This window comes from Streptomyces kebangsaanensis (genome assembly GCF_001906585.1).
Taxonomy (GTDB): Bacteria; Actinomycetota; Actinomycetes; order Streptomycetales; family Streptomycetaceae; genus Streptomyces; species Streptomyces kebangsaanensis.
Genome location: NZ_JUJA01000150.1, coordinates 314 through 9,248 on the forward strand (window position 1 = coordinate 314; position 8,935 = coordinate 9,248).

Sequence of the window (8,935 nt, forward strand, 5' to 3'; positions counted from 1 at the left end):
GGGCGAGGGGATCTCGGTGTCGACCTTGTCGGTCGAGACCTCGAGCAGCGGCTCGTCGGCCTCGACGCGCTCGCCCTCGGCCTTCAGCCAGCGGGTGACAGTGCCCTCGGTGACGCTCTCGCCGAGCGCCGGAAGGGTTACGGAAACCGCCATGGTTTCGGTTGCTCCTTACGGATGGGGTCTCCCCCAGTTCGAGCGAAGTCGAGAACTAGGGGAAGCGGAAGTCTGTGTCGTCGCGCCCGATGACGTAGGCGTCAGTCGTGGGAGTGCAGCGGCTTGCCGGCCAGGGCCAGGTGGGCCTCGCCGAGCGCCTCGTTCTGCGTCGGGTGGGCGTGGATGAGCTGGGCCACCTCGGCCGGCAGCGCCTCCCAGTTGTAGATCAGCTGGGCCTCGCCGACCTGCTCGCCCATGCGGTCGCCGACCATGTGGACGCCGACCACGGCACCGTCCTTGACCTGGACGAGCTTGATCTCGCCCGCGGTCTTCAGGATCTTGCTCTTGCCGTTGCCCGCCAGGTTGTACTTCAGGGCGACGACCTTGTCCGCGCCGTAGATCTCCTTGGCCTTGGCCTCGGTGATGCCGACGGAGGCGACCTCCGGGTGGCAGTACGTCACCCGCGGGACACCGTCGTAGTCGATCGGGACGGCCTTCAGACCGGCCAGACGCTCCGCCACCAGGATGCCCTCGGCGAAGCCGACGTGCGCGAGCTGCAGCGTCGGGACGAGGTCGCCGACGGCGGAGACGGTCGGCACGTTGGTGCGCATGTACTCGTCGACGAGGACGTAGCCGCGGTCCATGGCGACCCCGGCCTCCTCGTAGCCCAGGCCCTGGGAGACCGGGCCGCGGCCGACGGCGACGAGCAGGACCTCGGCCTCGAACTCCTTGCCGTCGGCGAGGGTGACCTTGACCCCGTCCTGGGTGTACTCGGCCTTCTGGAAGAAGGTGCCGAGGTTGAACTTGATCCCGCGCTTGCGGAAGGCGCGCTCCAGCAGCTTCGAGGAGCTCTCGTCCTCGACCGGGACGAGGTGCTTGAGGCCCTCGATGATCGTGACGTCGGCGCCGAAGGACTTCCACGCGGAGGCGAACTCCACGCCGATCACGCCGCCGCCCAGGATGATCGCGGACTTCGGCACGCGGTCCAGGACGAGGGCGTGGTCGGAGGAGATGACGCGGTTGCCGTCGATCTCCAGGCCCGGCAGGGACTTCGGCACGGAACCGGTCGCCAGGAGGATGTGGCGGCCCTGGATCCGCTGCCCGTTGACATCGACGGAGGTGGGGGAGGACAGCCGGCCCTCGCCCTCGATGTAGGTGACCTTGCGGGAGGCGATCAGACCCTGCAGACCCTTGTAGAGGCCCGAGACGACGTCGTCCTTGTACTTGTGGACGGCGGGGACGTCGATGCCCTCGAAGGAGGCCTTGACGCCGAACTGCTCGCTCTCGCGGGCCTGGTCGGCGACCTCGCCCGCGTGCAGCAGGGCCTTGGTGGGGATGCAACCCCGGTGCAGGCAGGTACCGCCGACCTTGTCCTTCTCGATCAGGGCGACGTCCAGGCCCAGCTGTGCCCCGCGCAGGGCCGCGGCGTAACCACCGCTGCCACCGCCGAGGATCACTAGGTCGAAAACGGTGCTGGCGTCGTTCGCCACGTCACGTCCTCCATGCATGTGCGCCGTGCGCCGGCCGTCGGTGGCCGGCAGGCGGCTGGTGTCCGGCCGCTTGATTTTCGGCCCTTCGGTGGGGGCCCTGTCCTGCCGCCGCCCATCTTCGCACTTGTGGCAAGTGAACGAGACGCCGGGCCGGAGTGTGATACACAGCACGTTCGCGGCGGACGGCAGGATCACCCGCCCGAAGGGGCGCGGGGCTGCACGGACATGCGGCTCCACCGTGTGGGCGCGACAGCCCTCACGCGGCGGAGCCGCCGTACGACGGCCGGACCCGGGTCAGAGGGCGAACCCGGACCCGGGCCAGAGGGCGAACTCAGCCCAGGTCGCCGGAAGCCGCCCGCTCGGCAAGCCGGACGAGCGTCCGCACCGCGGACCCCGTGCCGCCCTTCGGCGTGTACCCGAAGGGCCCCTGCTCGTTGAACGCCGGCCCGGCGATGTCCAGGTGCGCCCAGGTGATCCCGTCCGCGACGAACTCCCGCAGGAACAGCCCGGCGACCAGCCCGCCGCCCATCCGCTCACCCATGTTCGCGATGTCGGCGACGGGGGAGTCCATCCCCTTGCGCAGGTGCTCCGGCAGCGGCATCGGCCAGGCCTCCTCGCCGGCCTCCTCCGCCGCCTCGGACACCGCGGAGCGGAACGCGTCGTCGTTCGCCATGACCCCGAAGGTCCGGTTGCCCAGCGCCAGCACCATCGCGCCGGTCAGGGTCGCGACGTCCACGATGGCGTCCGGCTTCTCCAGGGAGGCGGCCCACAGCGCGTCCGCGAGGACGAGCCGGCCCTCGGCGTCGGTGTTGAGCACCTCCACCGTCTTGCCGCTGAACATGCGCAGCACGTCACCCGGACGGGTGGCGGAGCCGGAGGGCATGTTCTCGGCCAGCGCCAGCCAGCCGGTGAGGTTGACCTCCAGGCCGAGCCGCGCGGCGGCGACGACCGCGGCGAACACGGCGGCGGCGCCGCTCATGTCGCACTTCATCGTCTCGTTGTGGCCGGCCGGCTTGAGCGAGATGCCGCCCGAGTCGTAGGTGATGCCCTTGCCGACGAGGGCGAGGTGCTTCTTGGCCTTGGCGGAGGTGTACGACAGCTTGACCAGCCGCGGGGCGGAGGCCGAGCCGGAGCCGACGCCCAGGATGCCGCCGTAGCCGCCCTTGGCGAGCGCCTTCTCGTCGAGCACCTGCACCTTCAGGCCGTGCTCCTTGGCCGCCTCCTGCGCGAGGGCGGCGAACGCGGCCGGGTCGAGGTCGTTCGGCGGGGTGTTGACCAGGTCGCGGGCGCGGTTGAGCTCCTCGCAGACGGCCGCGGCGCGCTCGACGGCCGCCTTGTACTCCTTGTCGCGGGGCTTGCCGCCGAGCAGGACGACCTCGGCGAGCGGAGCCTTGGCGCCGCCGGCCTCGGCGTCCTTGCCGTTGCTCTTGTAGGCGTCGAAGGAGTAGGCGCCGAGCAGGGCCCCCTCGCCGACCGCGGCGGCGGCGTCGGCGTCCGCGAGCGGCAGCGCGAAGGCGGCCTTCTTGGCCCCGGCGAGGGCGCGGGCGGCCACGCCGGCGGCCCGGCGCAGCGCCTCGGCCTCGTGGTCGGCGTCCTTCTCGGGCCGCGGGCCGAGGCCCACCGCGAGGACGAGCGGGGCCTTGAAGCCGGCCGGGGCCGGCAGTTTCGTCACCTCGCCCTCGGCACCGGAGGCACCGAGGGTCTCCAGGACGCCGGCGAGCTTGCCGTCGTACGCCTCGTCGACGGTCTCTGCGCCCGGTGCGACGACCGGGCCCTTGGTGCCCTTGGCGAGACCGATCACGATCGCGTCGGCCCGCAGGCCGGGCGCCGCGGCGGTGCTGAGAGTGAGAGCAGTCACGGTGGTGAAATCTCGCTTCCCTGTGAGAGGTGTGTGGCCGAAAACAGGTGGGTCGACCGGGCCCGACCACCGACCCTAGAACTCTCTTCCGGCGCGGTCTTCACCCGGGCGGGCAAACACCCGCCCCGAGCCTACGCGCGTCCCGCCCCGGACCCGCCCCGGACCCGCTCCGCGGGTACGCGCCCGGGGGGCGGTGCCGCCGTCGTTTTTCGGCCCGCGCGCCCGTGGTGCGCGAGTGGGCGGGGCCGTTGCGGAAGCGGTCTCTCAGTGCAGCGAGAGCACGACCAGGACGGTCGTCGCGGCCGTCTCGGCGAGGGCGCCGAAGACGTCGCCCGTCACGCCGCCGAAGCGGCGTGTGCAGCGGCGCAGGAGGAGTTCGGCGGCGGCGAGGGCGGCGAGGACCGAGAGGACGGCGAGGGCGCAGGCGTAAGGACCGAGGAAGGCGCCCGCCGCTGCCGCGGCCAGGGTGACGGCGAGGGCCGCGCCGATCGCTCCCGGGACCGGGACCACTTCCGCGACCGCGGCGCCCAGCCCCTCCGGCCGGGCGGCCGGGACCCCGGTGCGGGCGGCCAGGGTCAGGGCCAGCCGGGCGGCGGTCGCCGAGACGACGGCGGCGAGCGCGCCCAGGGCCCAGGAGTCGTCGTAGGCCCGGGTCAGGGCGGCCACCTGGGCGAGCAGGACGAGGACGAGGGTGATCACCCCGAAGGGGCCGATGTCCGACTGCTTCATGATCCGCAGCGCGTCCCCGGCGGGCTTGCCGCTGCCCAGCCCGTCCGCGGTGTCGGCGAGCCCGTCGAGGTGCAGACCGCGGGTCAGCGCGGCGGGCACGGCGACGGCGGCGACGGCGGCGAGCGGCGGGCCGGCGCCCAGGAGGAGCAGCAGCAGTCCCGCGGCCGCCGCCGCCACCCCGACCACCAGTCCGGCGAGCGGCGCGCAGAGCATCCCCGCGCGCGCGGCCTCGCGGTCCCAGCGGCCGACCCGGACCGGAAGCGCGGTGAGGGTGCCGAAGGCGAACCGCAGTCCGTGCGGCGGGGGAACCGGCTGGGGGGTCGTGGACACCCGGGCAGACTACGGGAGCGCCGTGGACCCCTCCGCGGGCGGGCGGCGCACCGGCGGGCGCGGCACACTACACATATGGGGCACTGGCTGGAGCGCAACATCGTCGAACCCGGGAAACTGCCCCTGCTCCTCGCCCTCGCCGCGTTCGTCCTGACCTTCGCGGTCACCCGGACCATCACCCGCCTGATCCGCGCGGGAAAGGGACCCTTCGGCAACGTCAAGGCGGGCGGTCTGCACATCCACCACGTCGTGCCCGGTGTGCTCCTGACCGTCCTCGGCGGTTTCGGCGCGGTCGCCAGCAGCGGCCGGAACGACTTCGGCACGGCGGCCTTCGCGGTGGTCTTCGGGATCGGGGCGGGCCTGGTGCTGGACGAGTTCGCGCTGATCCTGCACCTGGACGACGTCTACTGGAGCGAGGCCGGCCGCAAGAGCGTCGAGGTCGTCGTCCTCACCGCGGCGCTGGTCGGGCTGGTGCTCGTCGGCTTCTCCCCGTTCGGCGTCAACAACCTGTCCCCGGCCGAACTGCAGAACCGCGGCGCGGTCATCGTCGCCGTGGCCGTGAACTTCCTGCTCTCCCTGGTGTCCCTCGGCAAGGGCAAGGGCCGTATCGCGCTGTTCGGTGTGATCATCCCGTTCGTCGCGCTGATCGGCGCGGTCCGCCTGGCACGGCCCGGCTCCTACTGGGCCAAACGCTTCTACCGCCGCCGCCCGCGCGCCCAGGCCCGCGCCGGCCTGCGCGCCTACCGCCACGACCGCCGCTGGTCCGGCCCCCGCCGGACGTTCCAGGACTGGATCGGCGGCAAGCCGGACACGCGGCCGGACCGCCTTCCGGAACACAGATGACCCGCGCCACCGGCGGGCCGCCCGGCGACACGGCGCCGACAGCCCGCACACCAGCAGCACCCCCAGGATCGCGGCCAGGTGCTCCTTGCCGGCCAGGTTCTCCTTCCACACCACCTCCAGCGCCATCGCCGCGGTGATCGCGACCGCCGTGGCGTACGCCCCGTGGCGCAGGCCGAGGTACACCGCGAGGCCCACCACGGCGGCCGACGGACCGGCGTCCACCACGTGCGCGTCCGTGGCGGGCAGGCCCAGGGGGAGGTGCGGGCCGAGGGCGACGCCCACGCGCGCGTACAGGGTTCCGGAGAGGGTGGCGAGGTAGGCGACGGCGAGGGTGCGGCGCCGGCCCAGGCAGACCTCGGCGATGCCGAACACGAACAGGATCTGCGCCAGCGCGCCCCACACCGGCAGGTCCAGCGCGGGCACGAACAGCGACAGCGGGGTGCGCAGCAGTGCGAGCCACAGGGGTTCGGCGGCCCGTACGGCGCCGAGGTGCTGGACGAGGCCGTAGCCCCAGGGCTGGTTCTGCACGCACTGCAGCAGCGCCGTCAGGCACACCGCCGCGAGTGTCATCGGAATCGCCCGCAGGCGCCGCCGGAGCAGCGGCTCGCGCACGGTGGCGTACACCGGCCCCCATTCGGCGCGGGCCCAGCGGGCGAGTGCGGTCATCCGTGCGTCTCCAGGTGCCCTCGGCGCGGTCGGCGCGGTCGGCGCGGCCAACGCGGCCGCTTCGGCGGGACCGGCACCTCCAGGAAACCCTCCGCGCGCGCCGACGCGAGGCCGATGCGCGGCAGGTCCGCGCTCTTCTCGAAGAGCAGGAACCGCGGCTCCCAGACGGGCCGGTACTTGGCGTTGGCGCGGTACAGCGACTCGATCTGCCACCAGCGGGAGAAGAAACCCAGCAGCGACCGCCACACCCTCAGCACCGGCCCGGCACCGAGGCGCGCCCCCCGTTCGAAGACCGAGCGGAACATGGCGAAGTTGAGCGAGACCCGGGTGACCCCGATCTCCCCGGCGCGGCGCAGCAGCTCCAGCACCATGAACTCCACGAGCCCGTTCCCGGCGTGCCGGTCGCGCCGCATCAGGTCCAGGGACAGCCCGCGCGGTCCCCAGGGCACGAAGGACAGCAGGGCCCTGAGCCCGCCGCGGGCGTCATGGCACTCCAGCATCACGCACTGCCCGTCGGCCGGGTCGCCGAGCCGGCCCAGCGCCATGCTGAAGCCGCGCTCGGTGGGCCCGTCCCGCCAGCCGTCGGCCTGTTCGACCAGGCGGGCCATCTCGTCCGCCGGGATGTCCTCGTGCCGCCGCACGCGCACCGAGTACCCCGCGCGCGCGACGCGGTTATGGGCCTGCCGCACGGTGCGCATGGCCCGGCCCTCCAGGGTGAAGTCGGCGACCTCCACCACGGCCTCGTCGCCCAGTTCCAGGGCGTCCAGGCCGTGCCGCGCGTACACCGTGCCGGCCTCCTCGCTCGCGCCCATCACGGCCGGGATCCAGCCGTGCGCCCGCGCCTCGGCCAGCCACGGCTCGATGGCGCCGGGCCAGGCCTCGGGGTCGCCGAGCGGGTCCCCCGAGGCCAGGGACACCCCGCCGACCACGCGATAGGCGACGGCGGCCTTGCCGGTCGGCGACCAGACGACGCTCTTCTCGCGGCGCAGCGCGAAGTAGCCGAGCGAGTCGCGTTCGCCGTGTGCCGCCAGCAGCTCGCGCAGCCGTCTCTCGTCGTCCGCGGTGAGCGGGTCGACGGCGCGGCGGGAGCGGAAGGCGGCGTAGAGGACGACGAGGACCAGGGCGGTGGAGAGCGCGTTGATCGACACGTTCGTCCAGTTCGGCGTGGCGATGCCGGGGACGTGGTCCCCGGAGGCGGCGACCGAGATCAGCCGCAGGGTGCCGTAGTGCCAGCGCTGGAGGTACGTCGAACGGGACGCGTCCGGTGCCTGGTTGGTGACCGTCACCAGCAGCGCGGCGAGCAGCGAGGACAGCAGCAGCCCGACGGCCGCGACGGCGGCGGCGAGCCGCGGGTTGGCCCGGTCGCCCTTGGCGTAGAACTCCCGGCGCCCGAGCAGCAGCGCGGCGACGAAGGCGGCCGTGAGGACCAGGGAGATCCAGTTCTGCGGGAAGCGGCGGATCTCCGGGAAGGTCATCGTGAACGCGAACAGCGCGAGGAACGGCCCGCTCAGCGCGAGGTTCAGGATCCACGCGGCCCGCTTGCGGCGGCGCATGGTGACGGCCAGGAAGGTGGCGAACACGCCGGAGGCGAAGCCGGCGGTGAGCAGGTACGGCGTGAACAGGTCCTCCTGGTTGTGCCGCCGCACGTCCTGCCCCAGGGAGACCCACACCGCGCTGAGGAAGTTGACGAACGCCACCGCCCGCAGGTACCAGACGGCGAAGGCGGCGGCCCGCCGCGGAGTGCCGCCGGCCGGCCGCCCCGCCTGGCTCGCGCGGACCGGAGCCCGCTCCTCACGTACGGCAATTCGGGCATCTCCCACAAGGGAAGATCATATGGGTGCCAACCCGCCAGACCGCTCTTTTTGACCCGCCGTCCGCGGCTCGCCGCCCGCCGTCCGCGGCTCGCCGCCCGGACTCGGCTACTCCCCGCTCTCCCCGCTCTCCCCGCTCTCCTTCTCCTTCGGCTCCTCCGGCTCGTCCCGGTCCTCCGGGCGTTCGGGAAGCTCCGCGGCCAGGGCGGCGGCGGACTGGACCAGGGGGAGGGCCAGGAGGGCGCCCGCTCCCTCGCCGACGGTCACGCCGTGGTCGAGGAGGGGGTCCAGGGCCAGGCGGTCCAGCGCCTTGGCCTGGCCGGGCTCACCGCTGCTGTGGCCGGCCAGCCACCAGTCCGGGGCCCGGAACGCCACCCGCTGCCCCACCAGGGCGCACGCGGCCGACACCACGCCGTCCAGGATGACCGGCAGCTTCCGTACCGCGCACTGCAGCAGGAAACCCGTCGTCGCGGCCAGGTCGGCACCGCCCACCGCGGCCAGCAGCCGCAGCTGGTCGCCGAGCACGGGCCGCGCCCGGCGCAGCGCGTCCCGGATCGCCGCGCACTTGCGCATCCACGCCAGGTCGTCGATGGGTTCGCCGCCGCGCCCGGTCACCACGGAGGCGTCCGTCCCGCACAGCGCGGCGATCAGCACCGCGGCCGGCGTCGTCCCGCCCACGCTGACGTCGCCGAGCACCACCAGATCCGTACCGGAGTCGGCCTCCTCGTCGGCCACCGCCATCCCGGCCCGGAAGGCCGCCTCCGCCTCCTGAAGGGTCAGCGCGTCCTCCGCGTCGATGCACCCGCTGCCGCGCCGCACCCGGTGCCGTACGACGTCCTCGGGCAGCGTCTCGGGCGCGCAGTCCAGCGCCATGTCGACCACCCGCACCGGCACGCCGAGCCGCCGGGCCAGCACGGACACCGGCCGACCGCCCTCCAGCACCGCCCGCACCAGCTGCTCCGCGCCGCCCGCCGGCCGGACCGAGACGCCCCGTTCGGCGATCCCGTGATCGCCGGCGAACAGCACCACCCGCGGCCGTTCCACCGGCCGCACCG

The 8,935-nt window shown here is 73.7% G+C and carries 7 protein-coding genes and 1 pseudogene; 1 reads left to right on the top strand and 7 read right to left on the bottom strand.

Annotated elements, in window-relative coordinates; translation table 11 throughout:
• The 4 genes from RH94_RS44465 to RH94_RS24425 all read right to left on the bottom strand — a co-directional run.
• On the bottom strand, positions 1-153 hold a 153-nt coding region (locus tag RH94_RS44465), incomplete at its 3' end, for a biotin/lipoyl-containing protein (RefSeq protein ID WP_324614308.1).
• Positions 154-254: 101 nt separating this feature from the next.
• The gene (gene lpdA / locus RH94_RS24415; protein ID WP_073949976.1) at positions 255-1,643 is read right to left on the bottom strand and encodes a dihydrolipoyl dehydrogenase; all 1,389 of its coding nucleotides are present in this window, start codon (positions 1,641-1,643) and stop codon (positions 255-257) included.
• A 331-nt stretch (positions 1,644-1,974) separates the two neighbouring features.
• Positions 1,975-3,501, bottom strand: a complete 1,527-nt coding sequence (locus RH94_RS24420; protein WP_073949979.1) for a leucyl aminopeptidase — start codon at positions 3,499-3,501, stop codon at positions 1,975-1,977.
• Positions 3,502-3,765: 264 nt separating this feature from the next.
• Positions 3,766-4,560: an adenosylcobinamide-GDP ribazoletransferase gene (locus tag RH94_RS24425; RefSeq protein ID WP_073949981.1), complete on the bottom strand. Its 795-nt coding sequence runs from the start codon at positions 4,558-4,560 to the stop codon at positions 3,766-3,768.
• A 75-nt stretch (positions 4,561-4,635) separates the two neighbouring features.
• Here RH94_RS24425 and RH94_RS24430 point away from each other — a divergent pair, with 75 nt between their 5' ends.
• Positions 4,636-5,403 (top strand): hypothetical protein, encoded by a 768-nt coding sequence (locus tag RH94_RS24430; protein WP_073949983.1) that lies wholly within the window; start codon positions 4,636-4,638, stop codon positions 5,401-5,403.
• Between the two features lie 12 nt (positions 5,404-5,415).
• Here the strand turns inward: RH94_RS24430 and RH94_RS44470 are convergent.
• From RH94_RS44470 to RH94_RS24445, 3 genes and pseudogenes are all read right to left on the bottom strand, one after another.
• Positions 5,416-6,069, bottom strand: a pseudogene (locus tag RH94_RS44470) (hypothetical protein); the annotation flags it as partial.
• A complete protein-coding gene (locus RH94_RS24440) occupies positions 6,066-7,889 on the bottom strand; it encodes a phosphatidylglycerol lysyltransferase domain-containing protein (RefSeq protein WP_079189161.1) in 1,824 nt (607 codons plus the stop codon). The gene RH94_RS24440 and the pseudogene RH94_RS44470, both read right to left, overlap by 4 nt.
• A 99-nt stretch (positions 7,890-7,988) precedes the next feature.
• Positions 7,989-8,935: nicotinate-nucleotide--dimethylbenzimidazole phosphoribosyltransferase (locus tag RH94_RS24445; protein WP_234426008.1), on the bottom strand; the 947-nt coding region annotated here is incomplete at its 5' end.

Excerpts from the sequence above, each read along its gene's own strand:
- RH94_RS24430 (WP_073949983.1), top strand. The coding sequence starts at position 4,636 with ATGGGGCACTGGCTGGAGCGCAACATCGTCGAACCCGGGAAACTGCCC.